34 protein-coding genes are annotated in these 24,488 nt (G+C 48.9%); 8 read left to right on the top strand and 26 right to left on the bottom strand.

From position 1 onward, the window contains the following. Positions 1 to 30: 30 nt before the first annotated feature. The 10 genes from accB to L1N85_RS03525 form a co-directional block, all read right to left on the bottom strand. A complete protein-coding gene (accB, locus tag L1N85_RS03570; protein ID WP_235234800.1) occupies positions 31 to 531 on the bottom strand; it encodes an acetyl-CoA carboxylase biotin carboxyl carrier protein in 501 nt (166 codons plus the stop codon). A gap of 237 nt (positions 532 to 768) precedes the next feature. Beyond that, entirely contained in the window at positions 769 to 1,386 is a 618-nt protein-coding gene (locus tag L1N85_RS03565; RefSeq protein WP_235234799.1) for a SpoIIIAH-like family protein, read from the bottom strand. A gap of 30 nt (positions 1,387 to 1,416) precedes the next feature. Further along, positions 1,417 to 2,049, bottom strand: a complete 633-nt coding sequence (gene spoIIIAG / locus L1N85_RS03560; RefSeq protein WP_235234798.1) for a stage III sporulation protein AG — start codon at positions 2,047 to 2,049, stop codon at positions 1,417 to 1,419. 35 nt (positions 2,050 to 2,084) lie between these two features. Further along, the gene (gene spoIIIAF / locus L1N85_RS03555; RefSeq protein ID WP_235234797.1) at positions 2,085 to 2,840 is read right to left on the bottom strand and encodes a stage III sporulation protein AF; all 756 of its coding nucleotides are present in this window, start codon (positions 2,838 to 2,840) and stop codon (positions 2,085 to 2,087) included. 17 nt (positions 2,841 to 2,857) lie between these two features. Next, positions 2,858 to 4,105, bottom strand: a complete 1,248-nt coding sequence (spoIIIAE, locus tag L1N85_RS03550; protein ID WP_235234796.1) for a stage III sporulation protein AE — start codon at positions 4,103 to 4,105, stop codon at positions 2,858 to 2,860. A 5-nt stretch (positions 4,106 to 4,110) separates the two neighbouring features. Continuing rightward, positions 4,111 to 4,506, bottom strand: a complete 396-nt coding sequence (spoIIIAD, locus tag L1N85_RS03545; protein WP_235234795.1) for a stage III sporulation protein AD — start codon at positions 4,504 to 4,506, stop codon at positions 4,111 to 4,113. 38 nt (positions 4,507 to 4,544) lie between these two features. Continuing rightward, positions 4,545 to 4,748 carry a stage III sporulation protein AC gene (gene spoIIIAC / locus L1N85_RS03540; protein ID WP_053376756.1) on the bottom strand — a complete coding sequence of 68 codons (204 nt, stop codon included), beginning with the start codon at positions 4,746 to 4,748 and terminating at the stop codon, positions 4,545 to 4,547. An 18-nt stretch (positions 4,749 to 4,766) separates the two neighbouring features. Beyond that, positions 4,767 to 5,285 (bottom strand): stage III sporulation protein SpoIIIAB, encoded by a 519-nt coding sequence (gene spoIIIAB, locus L1N85_RS03535; RefSeq protein WP_235234794.1) that lies wholly within the window; start codon positions 5,283 to 5,285, stop codon positions 4,767 to 4,769. Next, entirely contained in the window at positions 5,282 to 6,334 is a 1,053-nt protein-coding gene (gene spoIIIAA / locus L1N85_RS03530) for a stage III sporulation protein AA (protein WP_235234793.1), read from the bottom strand. Before spoIIIAA ends, spoIIIAB begins: the two co-directional genes overlap by 4 nt. Before the next feature lie 102 nt (positions 6,335 to 6,436). After that, positions 6,437 to 6,703, bottom strand: coding sequence for a YqhV family protein (locus L1N85_RS03525; RefSeq protein WP_235234792.1), 267 nt, complete (start codon positions 6,701 to 6,703; stop codon positions 6,437 to 6,439). 153 nt (positions 6,704 to 6,856) lie between these two features. On the opposite strand from L1N85_RS03525, the gene comA reads away from it, so the two are divergent. From comA to L1N85_RS03510, 3 genes are all read left to right on the top strand, one after another. After that, on the top strand, positions 6,857 to 7,684 hold the full coding sequence (comA, locus tag L1N85_RS03520) for a phosphosulfolactate synthase (protein ID WP_235235314.1): 828 nt from the start codon (positions 6,857 to 6,859) through the stop codon (positions 7,682 to 7,684). A 47-nt stretch (positions 7,685 to 7,731) separates the two neighbouring features. Further along, complete coding sequence (locus tag L1N85_RS03515) at positions 7,732 to 8,442, top strand: 2-phosphosulfolactate phosphatase (RefSeq protein WP_235234791.1); 711 nt, start codon at positions 7,732 to 7,734, stop codon at positions 8,440 to 8,442. Between the two features lie 91 nt (positions 8,443 to 8,533). After that, positions 8,534 to 8,989: a DUF441 domain-containing protein gene (locus L1N85_RS03510; RefSeq protein ID WP_235234790.1), complete on the top strand. Its 456-nt coding sequence runs from the start codon at positions 8,534 to 8,536 to the stop codon at positions 8,987 to 8,989. A gap of 71 nt (positions 8,990 to 9,060) precedes the next feature. Here the strand turns inward: L1N85_RS03510 and L1N85_RS03505 are convergent, their stop codons facing one another. The 5 genes from L1N85_RS03505 to L1N85_RS03485 all read right to left on the bottom strand — a co-directional run bounded on the left by L1N85_RS03505 (position 9,061) and on the right by L1N85_RS03485 (position 13,166). Continuing rightward, positions 9,061 to 10,314, bottom strand: coding sequence for an aspartate kinase (locus L1N85_RS03505; RefSeq protein ID WP_235234789.1), 1,254 nt, complete (start codon positions 10,312 to 10,314; stop codon positions 9,061 to 9,063). A gap of 127 nt (positions 10,315 to 10,441) precedes the next feature. Next, entirely contained in the window at positions 10,442 to 10,999 is a 558-nt protein-coding gene (gene efp / locus L1N85_RS03500) for an elongation factor P (RefSeq protein ID WP_235234788.1), read from the bottom strand. A gap of 28 nt (positions 11,000 to 11,027) precedes the next feature. Continuing rightward, complete coding sequence (locus L1N85_RS03495; protein ID WP_235234787.1) at positions 11,028 to 12,101, bottom strand: M24 family metallopeptidase; 1,074 nt, start codon at positions 12,099 to 12,101, stop codon at positions 11,028 to 11,030. Positions 12,102 to 12,108: 7 nt separating this feature from the next. Further along, a complete protein-coding gene (gene aroQ, locus L1N85_RS03490) occupies positions 12,109 to 12,567 on the bottom strand; it encodes a type II 3-dehydroquinate dehydratase (RefSeq protein ID WP_235234786.1) in 459 nt (152 codons plus the stop codon). A gap of 92 nt (positions 12,568 to 12,659) precedes the next feature. Continuing rightward, the gene (locus tag L1N85_RS03485) at positions 12,660 to 13,166 is read right to left on the bottom strand and encodes a YqhR family membrane protein (RefSeq protein WP_235234785.1); all 507 of its coding nucleotides are present in this window, start codon (positions 13,164 to 13,166) and stop codon (positions 12,660 to 12,662) included. 213 nt (positions 13,167 to 13,379) lie between these two features. Between L1N85_RS03485 and L1N85_RS03480 the strand changes: the two genes are divergently transcribed. Both L1N85_RS03480 and L1N85_RS03475 read left to right on the top strand, forming a co-directional pair. Then, complete coding sequence (locus L1N85_RS03480; RefSeq protein ID WP_235234784.1) at positions 13,380 to 14,345, top strand: DUF1385 domain-containing protein; 966 nt, start codon at positions 13,380 to 13,382, stop codon at positions 14,343 to 14,345. A gap of 34 nt (positions 14,346 to 14,379) precedes the next feature. After that, complete coding sequence (locus L1N85_RS03475; protein ID WP_235234783.1) at positions 14,380 to 14,697, top strand: hypothetical protein; 318 nt, start codon at positions 14,380 to 14,382, stop codon at positions 14,695 to 14,697. A gap of 68 nt (positions 14,698 to 14,765) precedes the next feature. On the opposite strand, the gene mntR is transcribed toward L1N85_RS03475, so the two are convergent. The 11 genes from mntR to L1N85_RS03420 form a co-directional block, all read right to left on the bottom strand. After that, positions 14,766 to 15,188, bottom strand: coding sequence for a transcriptional regulator MntR (gene mntR, locus L1N85_RS03470; protein ID WP_235234782.1), 423 nt, complete (start codon positions 15,186 to 15,188; stop codon positions 14,766 to 14,768). A gap of 117 nt (positions 15,189 to 15,305) precedes the next feature. Continuing rightward, positions 15,306 to 16,019, bottom strand: coding sequence for a cytochrome c biogenesis CcdA family protein (locus L1N85_RS03465; protein WP_235234781.1), 714 nt, complete (start codon positions 16,017 to 16,019; stop codon positions 15,306 to 15,308). Positions 16,020 to 16,039: 20 nt separating this feature from the next. Then, the gene (locus L1N85_RS03460) at positions 16,040 to 16,849 is read right to left on the bottom strand and encodes a metal ABC transporter permease (RefSeq protein WP_235234780.1); all 810 of its coding nucleotides are present in this window, start codon (positions 16,847 to 16,849) and stop codon (positions 16,040 to 16,042) included. Continuing rightward, entirely contained in the window at positions 16,833 to 17,657 is an 825-nt protein-coding gene (locus L1N85_RS03455; protein ID WP_235234779.1) for a metal ABC transporter ATP-binding protein, read from the bottom strand. Before L1N85_RS03455 ends, L1N85_RS03460 begins: the two co-directional genes overlap by 17 nt. Before the next feature lie 56 nt (positions 17,658 to 17,713). Then, entirely contained in the window at positions 17,714 to 18,739 is a 1,026-nt protein-coding gene (locus L1N85_RS03450; RefSeq protein ID WP_235234778.1) for a metal ABC transporter solute-binding protein, Zn/Mn family, read from the bottom strand. Between the two features lie 285 nt (positions 18,740 to 19,024). Continuing rightward, positions 19,025 to 21,013, bottom strand: a complete 1,989-nt coding sequence (gene metG, locus L1N85_RS03445) for a methionine--tRNA ligase (RefSeq protein WP_235234777.1) — start codon at positions 21,011 to 21,013, stop codon at positions 19,025 to 19,027. Between the two features lie 381 nt (positions 21,014 to 21,394). Further along, positions 21,395 to 21,634, bottom strand: a complete 240-nt coding sequence (gene yidD, locus L1N85_RS03440) for a membrane protein insertion efficiency factor YidD (protein WP_235234776.1) — start codon at positions 21,632 to 21,634, stop codon at positions 21,395 to 21,397. A gap of 17 nt (positions 21,635 to 21,651) precedes the next feature. Continuing rightward, on the bottom strand, positions 21,652 to 22,089 hold the full coding sequence (locus L1N85_RS03435) for a Fur family transcriptional regulator (RefSeq protein ID WP_235234775.1): 438 nt from the start codon (positions 22,087 to 22,089) through the stop codon (positions 21,652 to 21,654). Between the two features lie 75 nt (positions 22,090 to 22,164). After that, entirely contained in the window at positions 22,165 to 22,389 is a 225-nt protein-coding gene (locus L1N85_RS03430) for a hypothetical protein (protein WP_235234774.1), read from the bottom strand. Between the two features lie 37 nt (positions 22,390 to 22,426). Next, positions 22,427 to 22,627: a hypothetical protein gene (locus L1N85_RS03425; RefSeq protein ID WP_235234773.1), complete on the bottom strand. Its 201-nt coding sequence runs from the start codon at positions 22,625 to 22,627 to the stop codon at positions 22,427 to 22,429. 153 nt (positions 22,628 to 22,780) lie between these two features. Continuing rightward, positions 22,781 to 23,206: an Hsp20/alpha crystallin family protein gene (locus tag L1N85_RS03420; RefSeq protein WP_235235312.1), complete on the bottom strand. Its 426-nt coding sequence runs from the start codon at positions 23,204 to 23,206 to the stop codon at positions 22,781 to 22,783. 144 nt (positions 23,207 to 23,350) lie between these two features. On the opposite strand from L1N85_RS03420, the gene L1N85_RS03415 reads away from it, so the two are divergent. The 3 genes from L1N85_RS03415 to gerPC are packed head-to-tail and all read left to right on the top strand — an operon-like array spanning position 23,351 to position 24,488. After that, complete coding sequence (locus L1N85_RS03415) at positions 23,351 to 23,578, top strand: spore germination protein (RefSeq protein WP_235234772.1); 228 nt, start codon at positions 23,351 to 23,353, stop codon at positions 23,576 to 23,578. After that, positions 23,575 to 23,778 carry a spore germination protein GerPB gene (locus L1N85_RS03410; protein ID WP_235234771.1) on the top strand — a complete coding sequence of 68 codons (204 nt, stop codon included), beginning with the start codon at positions 23,575 to 23,577 and terminating at the stop codon, positions 23,776 to 23,778. Before L1N85_RS03415 ends, L1N85_RS03410 begins: the two co-directional genes overlap by 4 nt. 41 nt (positions 23,779 to 23,819) lie before the next feature. Next, complete coding sequence (gerPC, locus tag L1N85_RS03405; RefSeq protein WP_235234770.1) at positions 23,820 to 24,488, top strand: spore germination protein GerPC; 669 nt, start codon at positions 23,820 to 23,822, stop codon at positions 24,486 to 24,488.

Here is a 24,488-nt window from a genome sequence, read left to right as displayed (position 1 = left end):
GTTTCCCTATTCGGAGCCTTTATCGCTCGATTATTCTGGTTTTACAACAAATAGAGGCTGACCGTATTCGACGAGCTGGCCGTTGGAAACTAAAATTTCCACGATTTCTCCGCGCACTTCAGCTTCGAGCTCATTCATCAGCTTCATCGCCTCAAGGATACAAACGACGCTCTTTTCATTTACGCGGTCTCCAATTTTGACAAATGCACTGGCATCCGGAGTCGGCGAGCTGTAGAAGGTGCCTACCATCGGCGATACGATTTGATGCAGATTGTCCGCGATCGGAAGAGTTTGCGCAGTCTCAGGAGCCGCTTGCTGCGGCGCAGCCGGAGCAGCAGGAAACGATGATCCCGCTTGAAGCGGTGCAGGCGAGTATGTATGCGTAATTGGGGCCGCTTGCACATTCACCACTTCTGTTTTTCCTGGCTTGCGGATGAGCAGGCGAGTCCCTTCGTTTTCGATTTCCAGCTCATGAACGGAAGTTTGATCAACCAATTTGATCAACTCTTTAATCTCGCTCAATTTGAACATGAATGTTTTCACTCCTTAAATTTACGATAGCAAAATGGCCTTCAAAGTACTTTTCGTACGGTATGAATGCCAATCTATCCAATTCTTTCACATAACGTTTAACATTATATCATAAACAAGCCTGAACACGAATCATTTTTTGTTCAGTCCTCCGCAGGAACCAAAAACCCCTGTCACAGCCAGCAAATTAGCTGGCGGCGTCAGGGGTTCATTAACGGGCAAACCGTTAAACGTTTCTTATTGCGTTACATATTGGACGGATACTTGATTCGCATTAACTTCCATCGTGTTCATAACCAATTTGATAATGTCAGCGGCTTGCTTCTTATCCAGCGACTCGCTCGATACGACAACCTTGAAATGGTCGCCCTCTTCATCGATCAAAGCCATTTCATATTGCTTCATGAGCTCTGACTCCAGGCCTGTCTTTTTCGAGGTTTTGTCTTCAAGCTGTTCAAGCTCGGCAATTGCCGCTACAGATTCCTCTTGCTTGCTTTGCGTCTCGGAAATGGCTGCCATAATCCGATTCTCCGCTTCGGTATTTTGCATTTCCCGCTTCGCCATCAGCTCGCTGAACAGGCCGCCCGCCGCAAGGCCTTGCTTATCGATTTGATCCAAGATTTCAAGCTCCGCATCGCTAATGGCAGCATCGTCGCCAGGCTGTACCTCGTTCACAACGAGTCCGTTGCCATCCGTCGCTGCTTCAGTCGCATTTTGCGCTGCTTGCTCGGTTTGCGAGCCGTCCGTTAGCACTTCCGGTGAATCGATGTCCTGAGTAAATAAATAATAAGCCGACAATACCACCATCAAACTAAGCATTGATACGAGCCATACCGTTTGTCTTTTCGTGTTCATGTGAACACCCTCCCAATGATTCATATTAGTTTACTGCTTGCTTGGCACGACTGAAATTCGATTAACCGGCACATTAAAGCCCTTTTCAACCGCATTGACAATGAGACGTCTGACCGTCGCATTTTCAGCGCCCTTGGCGACTATAAGAATACCGCGAATACGCGGGTTAATCGTTTTGGTTATGATCGGCTTCTGTTCTCCCGACACTTCATACAGGACGACCTGTCCGTCCTTCGTAATAGACGTTACATGTCTCCGTCCGCCATTACGATCGTTTTCATCTTGTACCGATTCCGATTCTTGTGTATTGCGCACGAATATAGTTTCTTCCGTCGAATCGACCGTCACGAGCACATCAACCGTGCCAACGCCAACGATTTTCTCCAAAATTTCCTTCAGCCGCGTCTCCAGCGGCTGCTCGATCGCAGCGAATGGCGAGCTGGCAGACGCTCCCGATCCAGCCCATACATCTTCGGCCTGCGGCGGCGGATTTGGATCCTGAGCCGAAGGCTCCACATCTTTATACGTTAGAAATGAATTCATAATCATTAGCGCCGCGCCAATCCCCCCAACGATTAGCAAAATTCGCAGCGTCCGAACACGCTTCGGACCGCCGGGACCGCCTCCAACCGCTGATTCTATGCCTTCCAGCCATTTGGCCACCGCGCCGTACCTCCTTTCCGTTTATGCGTTTATCGCTAAGGCTTCTGCTGCGACGGCTGTCTAACGACAACTTGCTCAGAAGCTACGCCCCAGCCTTTTTCGATCAAATCGATAATGGCCGCTGTCGTTTCGGGATCGGCTCCAGTCCAACCTTCATCCGCCTTCTGCCCGACCTCTGCCGCCTCTGTTTTACGTTCCGAATGTTCCGGGCCCGAAGCCGGGACTTTCCCTTCCCCGCCTATCTGTTCGATCTCTACGGCAATGTTTACGGGCAGCACCTCTTTCATAGGGGCGGTATCCTCCAGCCTTCCATCTTGCCCGTTACCAGATTTAAGAGTAACGATAATCTGACTAATGTAGGGGGTCTGCCCCCCCGGCTTTACGACCCATTTCAACACGGCGTCCACACTGTCAACCGGAGCCTTAGAACGCTCGATAAGCTCAGCTTTTATGGAATCCTCCAGCGTCCGCTCGGCTAGCTTGGCTGCTTCCAGGTTGCGTTTCTCGCTCAGCTGCTCCGCGTCCCGCTGTATTTGAGATAAACCCGCCATAGGCACTCCGCGCTTCATGGCAGACTCGCTCCACAGCTCCATTCCGTTATCCAGCCTCGTACTAATATCGCTTTGCATGAGCTTTAATATGGGCGATAAAATCGTCATTAGGATGAACAAACCGACAACGAGCCGCGCATACCGCTGCATCGCTTTGTTCGGGAGCAGCAGTTCGACGACCACCGCCAGTAAAATAACGGCTATGATGTCTCGCAGCCAGTCGCTTAACCAAGCAACCACAGCGTTCGTCTCCTTCCTTATCTCACCATCAGCGCTGCGTTTCCGGCAGTCAAAATGATCGTAACCGCGAGAAAAAACATAAGGCTGACAGCCGCCAGCGCCGCAAACACATAAACCATCGTTTTCCCGATCGTCTGAAGGCACGTAACGATCGGCGATTCTCCTAACGGCTGCATAACAGCCGCCGAAACGTTGTAGATGAGTGCCAGCGTTAATATTTTAATCGCAGGGAATGCACTGATAAACAGCAGGATGATCACGCCAGCCAGCCCAATCGCATTTTTGGCCAGCATCGAGGCGGATATAACCGTATCGGCCGCATCCGAGAACATTCTTCCTACGACCGGAACGAAGTTGCCGGTTACGAATTTCGCCGTCCGCAAGGTCACTCCGTCTGTGACGGCCCCGGTCGCGCCCTGCACAGAAATGACCCCGAGAAATACCGTAATCAACACGCCCATTACGGCGACCGCAATCGTACGAAGCAGGTTTGCCAGCTGGGTTACCTTAAACTTTTCCGACAGCGCGCTAGCGATATGGAGCACGGCCGAGAAGAAAAGGAGCGGAAACACAACCGTGTAGATGATCGTTCCGACAGCATGAATCATAAAAATGATCAGAGGGTGCAGGACCGATACAGTAACGACATTTCCCATCGAAGCGAGTAACGTAAGCAGCAGAGGCACCATGGCGAGCATGAATTGAATCATGTTTTCGACTGCGCCTTTGGCATAGCCGATTGCGACATTAAAGCTGTTTACAGCTATGATGATCAGCACCATGTAAGTAATCGAGTAGGCCACCTTGCTGACGGCATTGCGTTCGAAAGCATTCTGGAGCGTTTCAAGCACCATACTGAATACAGTCAGCATGACGATCGTGACGAGCAGCTTCCCGTTATAAAGCACCTCATGCAGAAAGTATTTCAACAACCCTTTCATCATGTCCGTCAGCTTAAGGCCCTCGCCGCCCGGAATAATCATTTCCACAAAGCTAGGTATACGTTGTTCCGGAAAGAAGCCCCCATATTCGCTCCTCAGTTTATTCCAGTACGATTCGACTGCATCCGTCTCCAGACCGCCTATTTGCTCTGTCGTAAGCTCCTTCGTCAGCTGATCCCGCTCAAACAAACGGTCCTCGGCAGGCATCTCTGCGTTAGAAGCGTACACAAAGCCTACATTAGGCACGAAGGCTAAAAGGAAGGTGCCGATAATAATAGCGAGCAGCAGTCTGGCCCTTTCTCGTACGTGAGTATGCTTGACCATCCGCATCAGCTCCCGTCCGGCAGCAGACCGATGACGGTCTCTACGATCACGCTAATAATCGGAACGGCCATGACGAGAATAAATATTTTGCCGGCAAACTCAATTTTTGAAGCGATGCTCTCTTGACCTGCGTCTCTGACTATTTGAGCTCCAAACTCTGCGATGTACGCGATTCCGATAATTTTCAAGACCGTCTTCAAGTAGATGGAAGGGATACCCGATCGATTAGCCAGGTCCTCCAACACGGTTATGACGATTCCGATTTTGCCGATCAAATACAGGAAGATGAAGAGACCTGTAAACGCAGCGAGCAAAAAAGCGAACATCGGCTTTTGTTCCCGTATGACGAGTATAAGCACGGTTGCCATCAGACCTAGACCGACGATTTGAATCATTTCCACTTCGTTCACCTACTTGCATGCACGTCCGCTGAAGACGTCTACTGGAACAAAAAAATCGTTTTTATTTCCTGAAACAATTCATTGAGAAGCCGGACGACCATAAATAACACGACAACAAATCCGATTACCGTTACCCAATGCGCCATGTCTTCCTTTCCCATTTGCTTCAGAACCGAATGAATCATCGCAATGACGATTCCGATACCGGCAATTTGGAAAATGGCGCTCACATCCATGTTCATCATCTGTGCGGCACCCCATTACACCATCAAAATGACGATCAGCACAGCGATCAAAATACCGAGACTTTTCCACATCTTCTCGTAACGCCCTTGATCGTCTCTCGCTGCGTCCTCCTCTGCCTTCAGCTGCAGTAGCGCTAGACGTATATGCTTTATTTGATCTTCCTTGTCGCTTATTCCAAGTGTAGAGCCCAGCCTGATGAGTACGGCCTGCTCGTTACTGCGCATGGATGTCGCTGACCACTGCGATTTTACCGCCTGCTCCCAGCTGTCCCGGAAAGTTAGATTTTCCGCTTCCACGATACCGCCCGCCGCTTTGCGAAACAGTGTAGCGAGCGGCTCTGGCGCCGCCATAGCCGTTCGTTCAAGCGCCTCCGGCAAAGGCGTATGCCCATAGCCGATTTCCGTCTCCAGCCGCTGCAGCGCGTGCGCAAGCTGACTTAATTGACGAGGGCGTTCGGCGAATTTCGCCGCCTGCTGAAAGCCGATCATCGTGCCTGCGAACAGGATAAGTACCGCACCCAGCAGCTTGATCACGGGTCATCAGCTCTATGCCGACCGGAGAAGGAATGCACAGCATCGACAGCCGAACGATGCGGCGGTAATGCCGGCTGCTCGCGGGCTGTTGCTCGCCCGTTTGCTTCTGCGGATACGACTCGATGCATAATGCCCTGCTCGGTTCGCTTCAGCTCGACCACATAGGTAAATGCGCCTTCGTCCAGAAGCTTTCGCAGCACCGGTCTCCCCCTGGCATCCTGCAAATCGTAGGCATGCGCGGTTGCGATTACGCTGATCCCCGCATGGCTTGCTTCTCGAATCGCCTCTCCGTCCTCCGGCCTCCCGATCTCATCCGCGATCAGCACCTCGGGCGACATGGACCGCAGCAGCATCATCATGCCTTCCGCTTTCGGGCATGCATCCATTACGTCCGTTCGCGGTCCGACATCGAAGGTTGGAATTCCCCTTACGCAGGCCGCAATCTCTGAACGCTCGTCGACGATACCGACCTTCCTTCCCTGCCAGCCGCTTGCCTCGAAGCTCGGCCATAAGCCATAGCTGACTGATCTTGCAATGTCCCGAACAAGCGTCGTTTTTCCTTGCTGCGGAGGGGCCAGAATGAGCGCGGAATGCAACGTTTTCCGATTGCGGTCTAACAGCTTCGGCAGCAAATGAATACCGGCGCCAATCACCTCTCTTGCGACCCGGATATTGAACGCGCCAATATCGCGAATGCCTCTTACAACGCCGCTGTCTAAAATCGTTCTTCCGGCAAGTCCGATTCGATGTCCGCCTGATACCGTTATGAAGCCTCTTCGCAGCTCCTCCTCCATCGCGTATAAGGAGTAATTCGTAATGCGTTCGAGAAGCTTGCGGCATGTATCCGCCGAAGGCTTGTACGCGCCGTCAGCCGTTTGTCTCAATGAACCGTCAATTGTCAAAAACCTGGACTGTCCCCGAAAACCAAGTTCAAGAGGTCGGCCTTCGCGAATCCGAATTTCTTCAAGCTGCTCCTGCAGCTGTTCAGGCAGACGCTCCAGCAGTGTCTTCAGCTCCAAAGGCAGCAGATGTACTACGCGTGCCAGCATGCGATCATCACTCCCGGATGTTTGTCCTTCATTGTCCTATTTGTATGCTTGTATAGCGAAAATATGTCCCCCTGTTCCCTCCATTGCTAGATTAACAATCTATTATTTTTTCAAAATGCCGATCATCAAGCAAATAACGCCCGCGGCTACCCAAATAAATTTAGAGGGAGACAACTTGTCGGACATCCCGACTAAACCAACCGTAGTTGTAGCAATCAAAATGAGCGGTCCTACTAAAGCAAGCGATGAATTCACGACCAAAGCTTTATCAATTTGGTTTAACCGCAGCATCAGCAGCGCAGCACAAATCTCGATCGTACCGGATGTGAGACGCAGCGTTGCCATAGTCATAACAATTTTATTGAGCATGCGAATGCAACCTCCCTTCGTAAATGCAGTTGTCCCATAAATATATGCACGCTTGTCTCTATTTCATGCCGGGCACCTGCCTAACGGCAAGTGCATATAGTGAATCATTCATTCGATCAACAAGAAATTAGCATGTGCGAGGAGATAACAATGATGAGAATGGCAACTGCTGATGAATGGCATCACCTGCTGCAAGACCCCGGAGGTCAGCGCGCTACCAATCGGAGAAGCCGAATGGGCCAAACGATGGTCATCGACAAAGGCATGGGACTCTATTCCTTTTCCGATTTTATTCAGATGGCCGGCACTCATGTCGATATTGTTAAGCTTGCTTTCGGCACGAGCGTCCTCTACCCGACGGATTTGCTTCGGAAAAAACTAATGGCTGCCAAGGAAAACGGACTCATTATTATGCCGGGAGGCACGTTACTTGAAGCAGCCATAAAGCAGCAAGCCGTTCGATCCTTTTTGGATACCGTTTGTTCGCTCGGATTTAACGGATTAGAGGTTTCGGACGGGACGATCGAGCTGGACCGCAAGCAAAGAACCTCTCTCATAAAAGAAGGCATAGAACGCGGGCTATATGTCGTGACCGAATATGGAAAAAAAGCCTCCGGCTCCATGATCGACCCGGAGGAGCTTGCTTTCACGGCGGAATGCGATTTCGAAGCAGGCTCCAGGCTCGTTACGGTAGAAGCGCGCGAATCGGGCGTGAATGTCGGTTTATTCGATGCGGAAGGCAAATGCGATGAAGGCACGCTGGAGAAGGTTCTGCGTAAAGTAAGCGACAGCAGCCGTCTTATGTGGGAAGCTCCATTGAAACAGCAGCAGGTTTACATGCTTCAACAAATTGGCGCTAACGCTCATCTGGGAAATATTGCTCCGACGGACGTTCTTTCACTTGAAGCGATGCGCCGCGGTCTCCGTTCTGACACGTTTGAATTCGGAAGCTCCTCGGAGCCTTATTTTTACATGATATAAACGGAATTTGTTCTATGGCATTTATGGATTAGAAAGGCGGTGCGAAAATGCAAGTGCAAGTTATTTCAAGCGTGAATGAAGCAAGCTCTGCAAGATTTCATCATAAAACAGCCATTATCATCGATGTGCTGCGTGCAACGAGTACGATTATCACGGCGATTTCCGCCGGCGCATTGTGCGTCGTCCCGGCGGAAACCGTAATGGAGGCGCGTGCGATGCACCGACCGGGTGACTTGCTCGGGGGTGAACGCTTCTGCCGCAAAATCGCAGGCTTTGACCTCGGAAATTCGCCCGAGGAATATACAGAACAGGTCGTAGCGGGCAAGCGTATCGTGCTGACTACTACGAACGGTACAAGGGCGATCCACAAATCGATGCGCGCCGATTACGTGCTGACCGCCTCCCTCTTGAATGCCGAAGCTTGCGCGCGCGCGGCAATCGATTTGCGGAGGGATGTCATTATTTTATGCGCCGGCAGCCATGATGAGTTTGCCATTGAAGATGGTCTATGCGCCGGTCTTGTTCTCGATAAGCTTCAATCCTTAAGCCAAGTCGCAATTGAAACGGACGATTTTGGCACGGCTATGCTTGCGCTTTATCGGAATCGTTCGAATCGAATTAAAGAAACGGTATTGAGCGGAATTTCGGGGAGAAGACTCTTAAAGCTTGGTATGAAGCGTGATATAGAAACCTGCACGGCAATTGACATTTACCATGATGTTCCGCGTCTGAATGGAGATCAGCTTACCCGAATCTAGCAGACATATATGGACGAGGCTTTCCATATAATGAAGCAGGCTAGCAAAATGCTAACCTGATGACATTTTTGCGGGTGAGGAGTCTATTACCATGGCTGGAGAAATCGTTCTGGTGATCTTGATTGTTATAGGGTTAGTCGGTCGATCCCACATCATCGCGACTGCCGCATGCCTTCTGCTTGCAGTAAAACTTATACATCTGGAACGATATCTTCCGACGATCGAAAGACGCGGGCTAGAGCTTGGATTGCTGTTTCTCACACTAAGCGTTCTGGTTCCTTTCGCAGCGGGAAAAATACAAACCAAAGATGTGACAGCCCTAATCACCTCCTGGCCCGGGTGGCTAGCCTTACTCGGCGGAGCGGCGGCGACCTACATCAACGGAAAAGGACTTGACCTGCTGCGATTCGATCCGCAAATTATTGTAGGGCTCGTAATAGGCTCCATTCTCGGAATCGTATTTATGCGGGGTGTGCCAGTCGGACCATTAATGGCGGCGGGTATTACTGCGATCTTATACAAGATTTTCAAGATGTTCAGCGGGTAATCCGCACATATGCAACAGAAAAGAGGCCCGTTCCAACCCATGGAACGAGCCTCTTCCTTTTCGATTGAATATTAACGACGATCCTGCGGACCGCCCACAAACGCTTGCTCAGCAGTATCAAGACCATATGCTGTATGAAGTGCGCGTACGACCTCGTTCAAAGACTCGGATGAAATGACGCAGGAGCATTTAATTTCAGACGTACTTACCATCTTAATGCTTACGCCTAGCGAGGATATGGCTGCGAACATTTTCGCTGCAACGCCAGGATTGCTGACCATTCCCGCACCTACGATGGACACCTTAACCAAGTCCGCTTCGGATGTCGCTTCACGGAAAGGCACGGAGCCGCGATTTCCTTCAATAACGGCAATCGCTTTGTCCTTATCGTCGCCGGACACGGTGAAGGAGAAATCTGCCTTACCGTCCTGCACACCGCTTTGCACGATAATGTCGACATCGATTCCTTTAACAGCCAATGCGCCAAATACGTTAGCCAGCACACCCGGTACATCCTCTACGCCTAAAATGCTGATTCTAGCTACATTTTTGTCAAACGCGATACCGCGAACGACCACGCCTTGCTCCATGACCGCTTCCTCCTTCACACTTGTACCTTCGTTTTGGGTAAAGCTTGAGCGAACAACAAGCTTAACATTATAATGCTTTGCATATTCCACTGCCCGCGGATGAAGCACCGCTGCGCCTAAATTCGCGAGCTCAAGCATTTCATCATAAGAAATCTCATTCAGCTTGCGGGCATTTTTCACGACGCGCGGATCTGTCGAATAAACGCCGTCAACATCCGTATAAATTTCGCAAACATCCGCGTTCATCGCCGCTGCCATAGCAACCGCAGTCGTGTCGGAGCCTCCGCGGCCTAACGTCGTGATTTCACCGTCTTCGGTCATCCCTTGAAAGCCTGCAATAATAACTGCGTTCCCCTGCTCCAGCGCTTTAAATACACGCTCAGGCTGAATGTTGGTCATCTTTGCTTTACCGTGTACCGCTTCCGTTCGAATACCTGCTTGCCAGCCGGTAAAGGATACCGCACGATGGCCCAATTGGTTGATTGTCATCGAAAGCAATGCGATCGATATTTGTTCACCCACCGTCAACAGCATATCCATTTCCCGCGCCGGCGGATTCGGATTAAGCTGTTTCGACTGATCGATTAAATCGTCTGTCGTATCTCCCATGGCAGAAACGACAACAACGATATCGTTGCCCTCTTGCTGCCTCTCAATAATGCGCTTTGCAACGCGCTGCATCCGCTCCGGCGTTCCAACGGAGCTGCCGCCAAACTTCATCACTATCAACGACAAAGCTGATTCACTCCTTACCTGGACATATACATACAAGATAACATTATATCACAATTGATGACCTCGTGGGTATATTCGCCTGCAAAAAACCGTCCGAAAGTTTCGGACGGTTCTTTTAAACGCTCTTCTAAGCCCGCGAAATGTATTTGCCTTCGCGCGTATCAATCAACAAAACGTCGCCTTCGTTAATGAATAAAGGAACTTGAACGTTAAGGCCCGTTTCAACCTTTGCGTTTTTCGTTGCGCCTTGTGCTGTATTGCCTTTTACACCCGGCTCCGTTTCAATCACTTTCAGATCAACACTGTTTTGCATTTGAATACCGAGAATTTCTCCTTGATAGCTCGAAATGTTAACATTCATGTTTTCTTTCAGGAAGTTAAGCTCCCACTCCAGCTGCTTCTTGTCCAGGTTGAACTGGTCATAAGTCTCATTGTCCATGAATGTGTACTCGGAACCCGAATTGTACAGGTATTGTACTTCACGATTCTCGATTATCGCGCGTCCGATGCTTTCGCCGGCACGGAAGGTTTTCTCAACAACGTTGCCGTTACGGAGGTTTTTCAGCTTTGAGCGTACAAATGCCGCGCCTTTTCCCGGTTTTACGTGCTGAAAGTCAAGCACGGTGAAAATATCTGTGTCTACTTGTACGGTCAAACCTGTTTTAAAATCGTTTACTGAAATCATTGCAGATTCCCTCCTGAATGAATAGTCCTTAGCCCAGAGTGATCAAGTCCTTCGGGGATGAGGTTAATATTTTAATGCCGGTTTCCGTAATGACGATGTCGTCCTCGATGCGCACCCCGCCAAAGCCGGGTACATATATGCCGGGTTCTACCGTTACGGTCATGCCGGGGGTTAAAATCGTGTCGCTTAATTTTGACAGCCGCGGCGACTCATGAATTTCCATGCCGAGACCATGTCCCGTACCGTGACCAAACAGATCACCGTAGCCGTATTTCGTAATGATATCGCGGGTAAGCGCATCCGCTTCGCGGCCGCTCATGCCGGGCTTGATATGCTCGAGCGCATGCAACTGCGCCTCCAGCACGATACTGTAAATCTCACTGTGCTTGTCCGCAGGCGTTCCAACGACAACCGTCCGGGTTAAATCGGAGCAATAACCATTATAATAGGCACCAAAATCAAGCTTAACAAATTCATTCGTACCGACGATACGGCCGCTTGCTACCCCATGGGGCAATGCAGAACGTTCCCCCGAGGCTACAATCGTATCAAAGGAAGATGACGTTGCGCCATGGCTGCGCATAAACACTTCCATCTCGAGCGCGATATCCGTCTCCCTGACACCCGGACGGATAATCTTCAGGATATGATTGAAGGTGCGGTCCGCAAGGTCAGCGGCCTCCTGCATAATTTGCAGCTCTGCCTCATCCTTAATGATACGGAGCTGTTCAACCAGCCCCGAAGCCGGTTCAAGCGCAATGCCGGACAACGTGTTTGACCAAGCCGTAAATTGGCTGTATACGACATGATCCTGTTCAAAGGCCAGCTTCTTCAGCTTATTTTGTGCCAAAAGCTCGCGTACATTCTCAATCGGGTTAGTCCCATGCTCGACGATTTGAAATCCGGCCGCTTGCTGGGGCGCTTGCGTTCGATAACGGAAATCAGTAAGCAAATAGCTGTCGGAATGCGTGATAAGCACCATGCCAGATGAGCCTGTGAAGCCGCTCAAATACCGGCGGTTGTGCTCGCTTCCAATTAATATAGCCTCAAAGCCTTGTTCCGAAAGCAATTGACGAAGCCGCTTTACTCTGTCGTTCAGCATAATCGCTTCACCCTTTCAACACGCTCTCCAATTTTTTCAAATGGCTTACAAGCGCGGAAAGTCCGAGCTCATAGCTATGTGAACCGAAGCCTGCAATTTGTCCGACCGCGATTGCTGCCACGACCGATACATGACGGAACGCTTCCCTCTTATGAATGTTCGACATATGCACTTCAATGACCGGTAATCCTACCGTGCTAAGGGCATCTCTCAGCGCGTAGCTGTAATGCGTCCAAGCGCCGGGATTTATGACGATACCATCCGTGTCCCCATAAACGCTATGTATGCGATCGATCATTGCGCCCTCATGATTCGTTTGGAAAAATTCAACTTGGACGCCCAGCTCTTCCGCTTTATTCTTTAGGAGCGATTCAATGGCTTCCAGCGTTTCCGTTCCGTATACATCCGGCTCACGAATGCCAAGCATATTCAGGTTCGGGCCGTTTAAAATAACAATTTTGTACATGAAAGCACCTCCCCTGCATCCGAAGCTTTCCTTGCTTCAAATGCCATTAGCCATTTTACCACAAATGCCCGCTGCTTGAGAAGTAGAAGTCGTTATTGTGCTTTAACCGGTTCCCGGGATGCCTCATCCGTGAACTCAAAGGCAATGGAGTAGCCGATGAAAACGCCCCATAGAAGAAAGACGCAAAGCTCTGTATAGAGCGTATTCCATCCTGCCTTCGTTATTCTCTCCGTTACGCCAAGCCATGGGCCGATGACCATGAAGATGACCGCCCACCAGACTAAACCGTAGATGATGCCCGGCAACGGGCTGCGCAATCGCCCGAGCATTACTTTATAGAGTAATGCTGCTGCGATCGAGATGAGTATGAAGCTGCCTATTCCAATCAGAACACCCCAGAAGCTTTTCAGAAATGCTTCTTGAAAAAAGGGATCGGCCGCAAACCCGGGCAGTTCTGTTGTGAATTTCATTTCATAAAACAACCAACGTATTGTTCCCCAAATAAGTCCCGCAAAAAAACCGATTTTAATCGAGAAGAGCCAAGCATTCGTATGATGCTGCGGCGTATAATCGTTATTTTCCTGCTTATGCTTTGCCATACCTTTATCCTCCAAATTGCAATGTATTTTGGTTTGGCTTAGTATGTGAAAAAATATCGAACCGTAATCCTCCTTTCCAGTTAATCCATGAAGCAAACCGGTTGCCTGCGTTGGCAATTCGCAGATAGATCAAGTACAATAGACTTACAAAGTTATAGGTGCATTCGTCGCAGCATCGAAGACGATACCTCAATCAAGGAAGGTGACTAGCTCTTGCCGCAAGACTCCCGAAGTATATATGGCGGACAAGCGGTTATTGAAGGCGTTATGTTTGCAGGCAAACACGTTAATGTAACAGCTGTCCGACGCAAAAACGATGAAATCGTGTTTTATGAGGTACCTCGGACCTCGCAGCGCTGGGTGCAGCGCTTGAAGAAAATTCCTCTCGTACGCGGCGTGGTCGGCATTATCGAATCAAGCGCTAAGGGCTCGCAGCATTTGAATTTCTCCATGGAGGCCTATGCCGAGGATGAAGCCGGCGATCAGCAGGACCAAGCGGATGTGAAGCAGGCCAAGCCCGTTAAAGAAGAGAAAAAATCAGGCGGTTGGAGCCTTAGCATGCTTGTCGGCGTTGCTGTGGCCGGCGTACTGTCCTTTATTTTCGGAAAGCTCATATTTACGGCTGCTCCGGCTGCGATTGAAGAATTGCTTTTTGCCGGGGTATTTGTGAACAAGGTAGGTCATAATTTATTAGAAGGACTAATCAAAATCATTCTGCTGCTCGCCTATTTATATTTTATTTCCTTGACTCCGATCATTAAACGTTTGTTCCAATATCATGGTGCGGAGCATAAGGTAATTAGCGCCTATGAAGCCGGTGAAGAACTGACCGTAAGAAAAGTGCAAAAGTATAGCCGGCTGCACTACCGCTGCGGATCAAGCTTTATCGTATTTACTGTCATTGTTGGCGTCTTTGTCTATTCGCTTCCCATCTTCACCTGGGATACGATCTGGGAAAGGATATATATAAGAATCCTTCTGCTGCCTTTCGTACTCGGGCTCTCCTATGAGGTGCTTCGCTGGACTAACGCGCTAAGGGATGTGCCCGTTCTTCGCTACCTCGGCTATCCAGGATTGTGGCTTCAGCTTCTTACGACAAAGGAGCCGCGCGATGAACAGGTTGCGGTATCTATTGCATCGTTTAATCGGATGCGCGAGATTGACGGACAAATGAAATAATTTCACTATGAATATGGAAGGGCGGTCTATTACGATGAGCAGAATGCCGAGAAAATGGAATGTATGGTCTATTTCATTATTTGCATTACTCGTTATCGGTCTCGTATATAGCGTGTTTATGAGTCCGGGCGCATTTATCATTCCTATCGTGGTGCTTGGCGGTATATTCCTGATGTATAAGTATCCGCCATCTTTCCTTAGAGGCGCTGGCTCCCAGCAGAGCCGTACGTACGTGAAGCAAAGACGCGCAACCGCCGCTAAAGCAAAAATGACTAAGCCTCGCTCCAAGACGGTGCCTTTCCGGGTTATCGAGGGCGGCAAGGAAGACGATGATTTGCCTAAATATCACTAATTAGATGGAAGAAGGTCGGAAGCAATTGCTTCCGACCCTTCTTTGTCGCTTCTTCCGACCCTTATGTATTACTCATTGTCCAATTCAGCCCGCACAGCGCGCAGCTCGTCCAATCTTTGTGAATCCCGGCGGAAATATTCAACCAATGTTTCAATGCAGGTAATGGAATCCCAGCTCAAATGATGCTCTATTCCTTCTACGTCCTGATAAATATTTTCATCCTGAACGCCAATCGTCGTCAAAAATGATTCGAGAAGCTGGTGACGGTCAACAAGCCTCTTCCCCATTTTCTTGCCTTTATTGGTCAGGACAAGTCCCCGATACTTCTCGTAAATCAAATAATTATCTTTATCAAGCTTTTGAATCATCTTGGTGACTGAGGACGGATGCACCTCAAGTCCTTCTGCAATGTCCGAGACACGCGCATAACCTTTTTCATCGATTAGCTTATAAATTCTTTCCAAGTAGTCTTCCATGCTCGGTGTCGGCACTGAAGAACCCCCTAACCATACTTCTTCACCTAGTTCCCAGGCGTTACTCTATGTATCATACACTGTCTATTACACGAACTGCAACCCGATCTGTGCGGTTGCGGACAGTTGCATCATTTAGAAGGTTAACCATTCCGGCGTAATAACATTAAGCCATATCGTAATTTTGGTCATTTGATCCGTAAAGAGCAAAATCCCCATCAGGATCATAATGGCTCCGCCGATTTTCATAACTGCAGCGGAATATTTCAAAATCCATCTTGCCGTTCCAAGGAAAAAAGCAAGTACAAAAAACGGAATGGCGAAGCCTAACGCATAGGCAGTCGTTAATTGAAACCATGTACCCGGTTCAGTCGCTGCTAATCCCAGAATAGCGGTTAATGCCGGCCCCATGCATGGCGTCCAGCCTGCGGAAAAACCAATTCCAAAAATAAAAGAGCTGATGTAATTAGCTTTTTTCGGTATCAAATTCATACGACGTTCTTTCATAAGCAGCTGCGGCTGAAACAAGCCGATAAGGAATAGCCCCATTAAAATAATCAAGATAGCGGATAATTGCCTGATAAGCTGTCTGTAATCGCTAAAAAACTCCGCAAACACATTAGTTCCATATCCCAAAGCATAATAAACCGTACAGAATCCTAATATGAAAAACAGCGTATGGGACATTGTTCGCATACGTTTTTGCTTTGCATTCGTACTTTCCTTCAAATCGGTTACGGAAATGCCCGTTATGTATGATAAATACGACGGGTATAGCGGTAAGCAACATGGCGATATAAACGATGCGAAACCAGCGCCGAACGCCAGCCAAATGTTAATGTCGGACAAACTTCTTCACCTCATTCCGATCAACTGCCAACCCGCACGCCTCGGCGAAACAGAAGCAGCAAGAGTAGAACAGCAATCAGTAATAATACGATCGTTCCGCCAGGCGCAAGATTCCATATGCCGGCAATGAGCAAACCGCAGACAACGGCCAGCTCGCCGATAACAACGACCGTTATGACGCTCTGCCGAAAGCTCCGGGCTGTGATCAAGCTGCAGGCAGCGGGAATCGTGAGCAATGCGGAAACAAGCAGCGCACCTACAATTTTTATAGAAACACTAATAACTAGCGCAGTAAGCACGCTTATCATAACATTATAAAATTTGACGGGCAAGCCGCTGACCGCCGCAGCGTCCTCATCGAATGTAATGAGGAACAGCTCTTTAACCTGAGTCCGGATCGCAATGAGAACAACAGCTGTTACACCCCCGATTACATACAAATCCGTCAAGTTAAGCGTATAAATGCTTCCAAACAAATAGCTGTTCACGTTCATATTAAAATCTTTTCCCATCGTAAATAAGAGGGAAGCCAAAGCGACACCGCCGGACATAATAATCGCAATCGACAGCTCGGCATACGTCTTATAGGCCTTGCGCAGCTTCTCGATAGCGAAGGATGCGGCAATCGCAAACAATAATCCTACTGCAATCGGGTATACGCCGATCAAGAAACCAAGCGCAACGCCGGCAATCGATACATGGGATAGCGTATCCCCAATCATGGCCAGCCTGCGAAGGACAAGAAATAAGCCCATCAGCGGGGCTGTTACGCCAATTAACAATCCGCCAATGAGGGCTCGTTGAAAAAATTCGCTAGTTACGATCTCCAATCAAAACAACCTCTTTCCTGCTCTCCATTTGCTCCCTTAGACCCTTCAAGCTATGTGCCAGATCATTTTCCACACAATCCTGCGTTTCATGCGAATGCTTAATATGAAACTTTAGTTTTCCATTCTGTGAAGCCGGCGCTTCACCCAAATACGAGCGAATCATATCCAAATCATGCGATACCATCAAAAAGGTAATGTTATGATGCTGATGCATATGCTTGATCATATGAAAAAAGCTCTCTTGCGTTTCCGTATCGATGCCAACGGTCGGCTCATCCAAAATAAGCAGCGTTGGATTATTAATAAGCGCTCTGGCCAAAAAGACACGCTGCTGCTGTCCTCCCGAGAGTTGGCCGATTCGCTTATCCTGCAAATCATCGATGCCCATCGCATGAAGCGCGTCATCACACTTCTTATAATCGGTCTTTGTCATTTTTTTAAACAGCTTATTTCGTCCATAGAGCCCCGACAGTACAACTTCACGAACAGTAGCCGGAAAAAGCGGATTAAACGAATTTTTTTGCGGAACGTATCCGATGCGCTCCCACTGCTTAAAGTCGTTAATATTCTCTCCGAAAAGACGAATCATGCCGCTTGTCGGCTTCAATAAGCCGACGATCATTCGAAGCAATGTCGTTTTCCCTGCTCCATTAGTGCCTATTAGGCCGATGAAATCTCGCTCCTTCACCGCAAAGCTTAGATCCGAAATGACCATCTGCTGTTGAAAGGAAAAGGAGACGTCCTGTAAGGAAATAACCTCTTGGTGGCAGCTGGCATTTGCATTTGTTGTTAAGGTTATTTGCGCCATAATTTCTCTCCTCACAGCAATACGGAGCTGAATCAGCTCCGTAGGTTTTTTTTTTTCTATTGTAATGCTTGCACGAGATTTTGCAAGTTTCGTTCCATCAATGATAGATACGTCTCTCCTGACTTATCCTGCTCTGTGGTTAATCCCTCAAGCGGATTCAGTACCAACGTCTCGACATCCGCTTCGCCAGCAAGCGTGCTCGCCAGCTGATCGGATACCAGCTCCTCGAAGAAAATATATTTGACATTGTTTTCTTTCACGAACTCCGTAATGCTAAGTAAATCTTGAGCACGAGGCTCTGCATCCGGACTAAGTCCCATTATGGCTACTTGATTTAAACCGTAATCGCGTGCCAAATATCCAAAGGCTTGATGCGATACAACGATGTTTTTATTCGAAGTATTAGCAAGCTTAGCTGTGTAGTCTGCATCTATTGCCTCAATCTTCTTTTTAAGCTCGTCGTAATTTTTTTCGTAATCCGTTTGATTAGCTTCGTCAACCTCAACTAAACTGTTTTTCACGTTTTCCGCGAGAATAAGTGCAGATTTGGGACTTACCCACGTATGCGGATCTAATCCCTCTTCCGAATGCTCATCTTCGTGTCCTTCTTCTTCAGCATGCTCGTTCTCCTCTTCAGAGCCTTCAATCAGGTCAATGCCTTCGCTCATTTCTTTCGCAATTACGGCGCTGTCCTTGGACAAGCCCTTAACAAAATCGTCAACCCAGCCTTCCAGACCAACTCCATGATACAGGAACAATTGGGCTTTCGATGCGGTATCCAAATCACGGCTCTTTGGAGTCCAATCATGCGGCTCTACGCCTGCAGCTACTAGATTGACCGCCTCGACATGCTCTCCTCCAATTTCAGAGGCAAGAAAATACAAAGGATAAAAGCTTGTAACAACACTCACCTGCTGCTTTTCTACTACTTCGGTTTCATTGCTTACTTCCGGCGTATTGCCGGCATTAGCCGGTTTGTTCGCGTTATTGACATTATTTCCACAGGCAACCGCAAATATCAGCAGAGCCGATAGCAGCAAGCTTAGTGCAGTAAATCGTATCGATGAATTCGATGTTTTCATTTGATTCTCTCCCCACTTCTGTTTCTATACGCTTCTTTTAGTAATCGTTATGATTACGTTTTGTATTATACGACTCTCACAGCAGGCTGTCAACCATAGAGACACTTATATATAGGCTTACTCTATCTATTGACAAGAATAAGAGGAAATATAATGTCATCCCCGTATGTTTGAGACAATTTTATCCCAAATAGCAAATGGGGAGTACGGGCTTTTGCAAGCCCGTACTCCCCTTATTGCCCTTACTGCCAGCCTTAACTAACCTGGGAATAATTACGTTCTTTGTTACTTCACCACTGCGCCATTAGGCATATCTTCAGGAACGGCGGCCAGCGTCAGCTGTTCTCCGTGCGACGCTGCCAAAATCATGCCTTTTGACCATTCGCCGCGCAGCTTAACCGGCTTCAGGTTAGTCACGCAAATGACCTTGCGGCCTACCATTTGCTCCGGGGTGTAAAACTTAGCAATGCCGGATACGACCTGGCGCTGCTCATAACCAAGATCAAGCTGAAGCTTGAGCAGTTTATCGGCTTTAGGCACCGGCTCTGCAGCAATAACCTGCGCTACCCTGAGCTCAACCTTAGCAAAATCATCAATTCCGATTTCCTCTTTCCCTTCTGCTGCCGGCTGCGCTTCTACGGCTGAATCGGCTGCGGCCGCATGATCGGCCGCCTGCCCAGGTTGCGGGCCGCCTCCCATCGCAGCAGCTATAAACGCTGCCTCCTCGGCTGTGTCTAGGCGCGGGAATAGCGGAGAGCCTTTGCTCACCTTCGTGCCGCCGGGCAATGTGCCGAACTTCCTCGTGCTGTCCCATGCCGTCAGCTCACCCTTCTCAAGACCAAGCTGCTTCCACATTTCGCTTGGCGCATACGTCAAGAACGGCTGCAGCAATATCGAAACAATCCGCAGCGATTCCGCTAAATGATACATAACGGAAGCCAGCTCCTCATTCTTCGATTCGTCCTTGGCAAGAGCCCACGGCTGTGTCTCATCAATATACTTGTTCGTACGGCTAATCAGCTGCCACAATGAAGCAAGCGCCACCGAAAATTCCATCTTCTCAAGCGCTGCCTCTACCTGGATAATCGTTTCTCCCGCAAGCCGCTGCAGAGTCTCGTCATATGCCGTTACCTTTCCCTTGAAAGCAGGAATCACGCCTTCAAAATATTTGTCAATCATCGCGACCGTGCGATTGAGCAGATTTCCTAAGTCATTCGCCAAATCGAAGTTCAGTCGTTCAACAAAATTTTCCGGCGTAAACGTGCCGTCGGCTCCGAACGGTACTTCGCGCAGCAAATAATAACGAAGCGCATCAAGGCCGTATCGGTCGATCAGCATGACGGGATCCACTACGTTACCCTTGGACTTCGACATTTTACCGTCCTTCATTAGAAGCCAGCCGTGGGCAAATACTTTTTTGGGGAGCGGCAAGCCGAGCGCCATCAGCATTATCGGCCAATAGATCGTGTGGAAGCGAACAATTTCCTTCCCGACCAAATGAACGTCAGCAGGCCAGAATTGGCGATATTTCTCATCTCCGCCTTCATTACCGTAGCCGAGCGCCGTAATATAGTTCGACAGAGCATCTATCCAGACATAAATCACATGCTTCTGATCACCAGGCACCTTAACGCCCCAATCGAACGTTGTACGCGAAACGGCCAAATCCTCGAGACCCGGCTTGATAAAATTGTTAATCATTTCGTTCTTCCGCGACTCCGGCTGAATGAAATCCGGATGCTCTTCATAGTACTGCAGCAAGCGGTCTGCATATTTGCTCATGCGGAAGAAATAGCTTTCCTCCTTCACAAGCTCTACTGGCCGGCCGCAGTCCGGACATTTGCCATCATCAAGCTGCCTCTCCAGAAAAAAGGATTCGCATGGCGTACAATACCATCCTTCATACGTCCCCTTATAAATGTCATCCTGTTTCAGCAGCAGGTCGAAAATGTTCCCGACAACCTGCTTATGACGCTCCTCGGTCGTACGAATGAAATCATCATTTGAAATTTCAAGCTTTGCCCATAGATCCTTTATGCCTACGACAATATCGTCGACGAACTGTTGCGGCGTTTGATCCTTTTCTTTCGCTTTGCGCTCGATCTTTTGTCCATGCTCATCCGTACCCGTCAAATACCACACATCATAGCCGCGAAGCCTCTTATAGCGTGCCATGGCGTCACCGGCGACCGTCGTGTACGCATGGCCGATGTGCAGCTTATCGCTCGGGTAGTAGATCGGCGTCGTAATGTAAAACGTATTGTTGTTCGTCATTTGAGACCCTCCTGATTATCGTATTGAAGCTGAAAAACGCAAAAAACTCCCGTCCAACATGGGACGAGAGTTAACACTCACGCGGTACCACCCAAATTTCGATCACGTGCGCAAATATTACCTTCTGCAGCGTGAAAGCTTCGTGTGCCGCCTTCTTGGCGGCTCAGCCGTTAACGCCGGCATTACGTCGTTCCCTTACTCAGCAATCGATCGTGCTGCAGCTTGAGTACGAATCCTCCCGGACCATCTTCCAATAGCTTCCCTTGTCGGCTCTCACCAGCATGCCCGACTCTCTGCAAAGGTATTCCATTGTACTTATCCGTTCCCAGGATATATATGGATGCATCTATTTCAAAATATACCGAATCCTTGCCTTCCCTGTCAAGGTGCAGCAGCCTTATCGTCATGCACCGGCGGGACGGGGTCATAACCACCCGGGTTAAACGGATGACAGCGTGCGATCCGTTTCGCCGCAAACCATGAACCCTTTGCCGCGCCATGCTTCTCGATCGCTTCCAGCGCATACATCGAGCAAGTGGGGTAAAACCGGCACGAAGGCGGTGTCAGAGGCGATATCACCTTACGATAAAAATGTATAGGCGCCTGTGTCACACGCTTCATCACGCTTCCTGTGCGCATTACAGCTCGCTGGCTGCCGGCTCATCCTGCGCACATTCCTTACAGTAGCCGAAAACCTCGAATTTGTGCTTCACCACCCGGAAATCTTCCGGTACGATCGTCTGCTCCATCGGGCAAAACTTAATCGGATACGTCTTGCCGCATTGCAGGCAAATCATATGGTGATGGTGATCATGCTCTCTGCAATGCAGCTTGAACTTCCCGCCATCCTCGAAAATGACCTGCTCCAGTACGCCAAGCTCTTCCATTACGCGCAAATTGCGATATACCGTATCGAAGCTTAAGCCCGTGTACGATTTGCCCATATATTCGTATACTTCCTTCGGGGCCAAATAACCCTGCGTCTCCGAAAAAAGCTTTGCAAGCGTCTTCCTTTGATCCGTTATTCGCAGTCCTTGACTAGACATCCGGCGTATAATGTCTTCCATTGTATGCATCGATCGAACCTCCGAACTTTAAAAGTTTCTATCTCCATAATGACCAAAAAAAAAGCTCTCGTCAATGAGAGCCTCTTAACCATTCAATCGCATGTTGATCATAAAGCTGGCCGCCATCGCTATGAATAGGATAATACTTAGCGCTCCTGCAAGCCTGCGACGCCGATTCAGCCGGTTAAGGAGCTCAGCATCGTTCGAGAGCCTTCTCTTTTCCGTATACGAACGATGCATAAATAAGTATGTAATAATGGAAGCGACAAACAGCATATTAACGAGAAACCAAATGAAAGTCCAGAACAAGCCTAATTCCTCCGGTCGTGATATATCTATAGTCCCGCTACAGATACCACTTATTTAATATCAACATAAAGACAGCAAAACTAATGACCGCTCCTCCGAAGCTAAGCCAGCCCGTACGAAATTTTTGTTGAAACATCCGCAATATTCCGAAGCTGAGCAAACCGAAAATAAGCAACAAAAAAACGATTCCAAGTATAAATAACGAAGCAGAAACACTGCTTACATCGACTAACGACACCGAAAGCACTCCCTTTTTTGCTAATATGTACACGTTTACTAGCCATTATAAGGGATAAAGCACTCATAATCCAGCTGCAAACCCTGTCGATTTCGTGACAATAGAGAGCGCACGCCTCATTGGCATGCGCTCGATCTCTCCTCGCAATAGGAGCTAACCGCGAATATCGACCTCATGGTACGTACGATTGGTTGGGCGCTTTTTCAGCTTTACCCGTAACAAGCCATTCTTCAATAGCGTCTCACACACCCGGGGCTTTACAAGCTTCGGCAGCTTGATCGTTTCATTTTTGCCGCCCGGCAGCCCTTCCAAGCGCAGCCGGTCCTCACGTACGAGCAGTTTAAGCTGCTCCCGCTCATAGCCTTCAGGTAAATTTATTTTCACAAGAACAAAGTGGCGCGTTTCGGAAAAGGTCGCCAATCCCTTGCCAATCATCGCTCCAGCAGCTTCGGGCAGCGCTTTGGTCATCATTTTACGAACGTATTGCTCTACCCAATCCGGCTCCCGCAATAGCTCAAAGCCTCTTGGAAGCCGCTGTCCTTCCATCCACTGTTCCAGATCATCCCATTTGGATGCCACAAGCAAACACCTGCCTCCCAGCACTTCTACCAGCATATGCGCCCACTCGCATTCAGGCTACTTGCTTATCGGGAACCTCTGGGCGTATGCCGCATAGAATGTAGGAAGCTGAACAATATATTCACATTAAGAAAGGGGATGCTTATGCCCGCTGTCGTCGGTTTTGTCAAAATTGTTAGCGTCGGCTCCGGCTCCATTATCCAGTTCGGCGATGCCTTGGAAGTATCGCCATCCAGCAATTCGAAAACGTACGCAGGTTCAGGCTCTTTCTTAACAGGAAGCCTTACGAATTCCAACAATGCAGTGAGCGCTACGAACACGCTTGATCCAGATGTGCAGGATAACACGAATAATGATGTGGGAGTCTTATGAGTCTAACTATCCATCAGCAAATTACAATCCATCAGATGCGAGTCGATAATGTCTCGAACAGCTCCGTCCTGCAGGTCGGAAGCGCAGGATCCATTCGTTCGTTGTCGCAGCTGTATAATACGGGCGGGTTCACGGGACCCGTTCCGCAGTTGGGCGGGCCTAGTCCGCTTTCTTTTGTCCCGCTCCCAAACCCAACCTGACAGGTTAAGTTCTTTAACTCAGGTGAAGGAGGAATTGACAGATGCAGCAGCCTAATCAGCTGTCTCCTTGGCAAGCCTGGTCGCTTGACGTGCAGCATAAGCTGCGAGAACAGCAAGAACGCATCGATAAGTTGGAGACGCAGGTTAATGCTTTATACGATCAGGTAAAAAAGCTTGAAGCTCGTCCTTCTTACAACATCGAAAGCATTGAATATCATTTTGATCAATTGAAGGTTGAACAGCTGGATGGCACGTTGAATATCGGGATGACCGCTCCCGGCTCAGGAAATGATACATTTCCTGGCAGCATTGACCAGCTTAGCGTTACAGAGCCGCAGGTTTTCCCTTCAGCCGGACCAGCGATCACACCTCTTCCTGCTCCATATGACGATATTTTTGCCGAAATGAACCGTTATTTGGATACGCAGGCTGCTCAGAAACTGATTTCTTATGAGAATGAGCTTTGCCTGCCGCTTGATCCCTTTCACCGACGAATCATTATAGAGGATATTCGCAAGCAAGTACCTACACGAATTCAATATTATATGCAGCAGTTCAGCAACGGCGCTGAGGGACAGTCAGATGCGAAAGATACCGGAAATATAACATCGAGTGTGCTTGCAAAAACGACGAGGGATACCGATGCTGCTCTATTCGCCTACATGCGCCAGCTGCAGAACGGCTCCCCTTCATCAGGAGGTATGGCGTAA

The sequence above is a fragment of the Paenibacillus alkaliterrae genome, from assembly GCF_021532375.1.
In the GTDB taxonomy this organism is placed as follows: domain Bacteria; phylum Bacillota; class Bacilli; order Paenibacillales; family Paenibacillaceae; genus Pristimantibacillus; species Pristimantibacillus alkaliterrae.
This window is presented reverse-complemented; position numbering and strand designations above follow the sequence as displayed.

What these genes read in the sequence shown, in the direction of transcription:
- accB (WP_235234800.1), bottom strand. Translation starts at nt 531, where the DNA reads ATGTTCAAATTGAGCGAGATTAAAGAGTTGATCAAATTGGTTGATCAA.
- L1N85_RS03565 (WP_235234799.1), bottom strand. Translation starts at nt 1,386, where the DNA reads ATGAACACGAAAAGACAAACGGTATGGCTCGTATCAATGCTTAGTTTG.
- spoIIIAE (WP_235234796.1), bottom strand. Translation starts at nt 4,105, where the DNA reads ATGGTCAAGCATACTCACGTACGAGAAAGGGCCAGACTGCTGCTCGCT.
- spoIIIAC (WP_053376756.1), bottom strand. Translation starts at nt 4,748, where the DNA reads ATGAACATGGATGTGAGCGCCATTTTCCAAATTGCCGGTATCGGAATC.
- spoIIIAA (WP_235234793.1), bottom strand. Translation starts at nt 6,334, where the DNA reads ATGCTGGCACGCGTAGTACATCTGCTGCCTTTGGAGCTGAAGACACTG.
- L1N85_RS03525 (WP_235234792.1), bottom strand. Translation starts at nt 6,703, where the DNA reads ATGCTCAATAAAATTGTTATGACTATGGCAACGCTGCGTCTCACATCC.
- comA (WP_235235314.1), top strand. Translation starts at nt 6,857, where the DNA reads ATGAGAATGGCAACTGCTGATGAATGGCATCACCTGCTGCAAGACCCC.
- L1N85_RS03515 (WP_235234791.1), top strand. Translation starts at nt 7,732, where the DNA reads ATGCAAGTGCAAGTTATTTCAAGCGTGAATGAAGCAAGCTCTGCAAGA.
- L1N85_RS03510 (WP_235234790.1), top strand. Translation starts at nt 8,534, where the DNA reads ATGGCTGGAGAAATCGTTCTGGTGATCTTGATTGTTATAGGGTTAGTC.
- efp (WP_235234788.1), bottom strand. Translation starts at nt 10,999, where the DNA reads ATGATTTCAGTAAACGATTTTAAAACAGGTTTGACCGTACAAGTAGAC.
- L1N85_RS03495 (WP_235234787.1), bottom strand. Translation starts at nt 12,101, where the DNA reads ATGCTGAACGACAGAGTAAAGCGGCTTCGTCAATTGCTTTCGGAACAA.
- aroQ (WP_235234786.1), bottom strand. Translation starts at nt 12,567, where the DNA reads ATGTACAAAATTGTTATTTTAAACGGCCCGAACCTGAATATGCTTGGC.
- L1N85_RS03485 (WP_235234785.1), bottom strand. Translation starts at nt 13,166, where the DNA reads ATGGCAAAGCATAAGCAGGAAAATAACGATTATACGCCGCAGCATCAT.
- L1N85_RS03475 (WP_235234783.1), top strand. Translation starts at nt 14,380, where the DNA reads ATGAGCAGAATGCCGAGAAAATGGAATGTATGGTCTATTTCATTATTT.
- L1N85_RS03455 (WP_235234779.1), bottom strand. Translation starts at nt 17,657, where the DNA reads ATGGCGCAAATAACCTTAACAACAAATGCAAATGCCAGCTGCCACCAA.
- L1N85_RS03450 (WP_235234778.1), bottom strand. Translation starts at nt 18,739, where the DNA reads ATGAAAACATCGAATTCATCGATACGATTTACTGCACTAAGCTTGCTG.
- metG (WP_235234777.1), bottom strand. Translation starts at nt 21,013, where the DNA reads ATGACGAACAACAATACGTTTTACATTACGACGCCGATCTACTACCCG.
- yidD (WP_235234776.1), bottom strand. Translation starts at nt 21,634, where the DNA reads ATGAAGCGTGTGACACAGGCGCCTATACATTTTTATCGTAAGGTGATA.
- L1N85_RS03435 (WP_235234775.1), bottom strand. Translation starts at nt 22,089, where the DNA reads ATGCATACAATGGAAGACATTATACGCCGGATGTCTAGTCAAGGACTG.
- L1N85_RS03415 (WP_235234772.1), top strand. Translation starts at nt 23,351, where the DNA reads ATGCCCGCTGTCGTCGGTTTTGTCAAAATTGTTAGCGTCGGCTCCGGC.
- L1N85_RS03410 (WP_235234771.1), top strand. Translation starts at nt 23,575, where the DNA reads ATGAGTCTAACTATCCATCAGCAAATTACAATCCATCAGATGCGAGTC.
- gerPC (WP_235234770.1), top strand. Translation starts at nt 23,820, where the DNA reads ATGCAGCAGCCTAATCAGCTGTCTCCTTGGCAAGCCTGGTCGCTTGAC.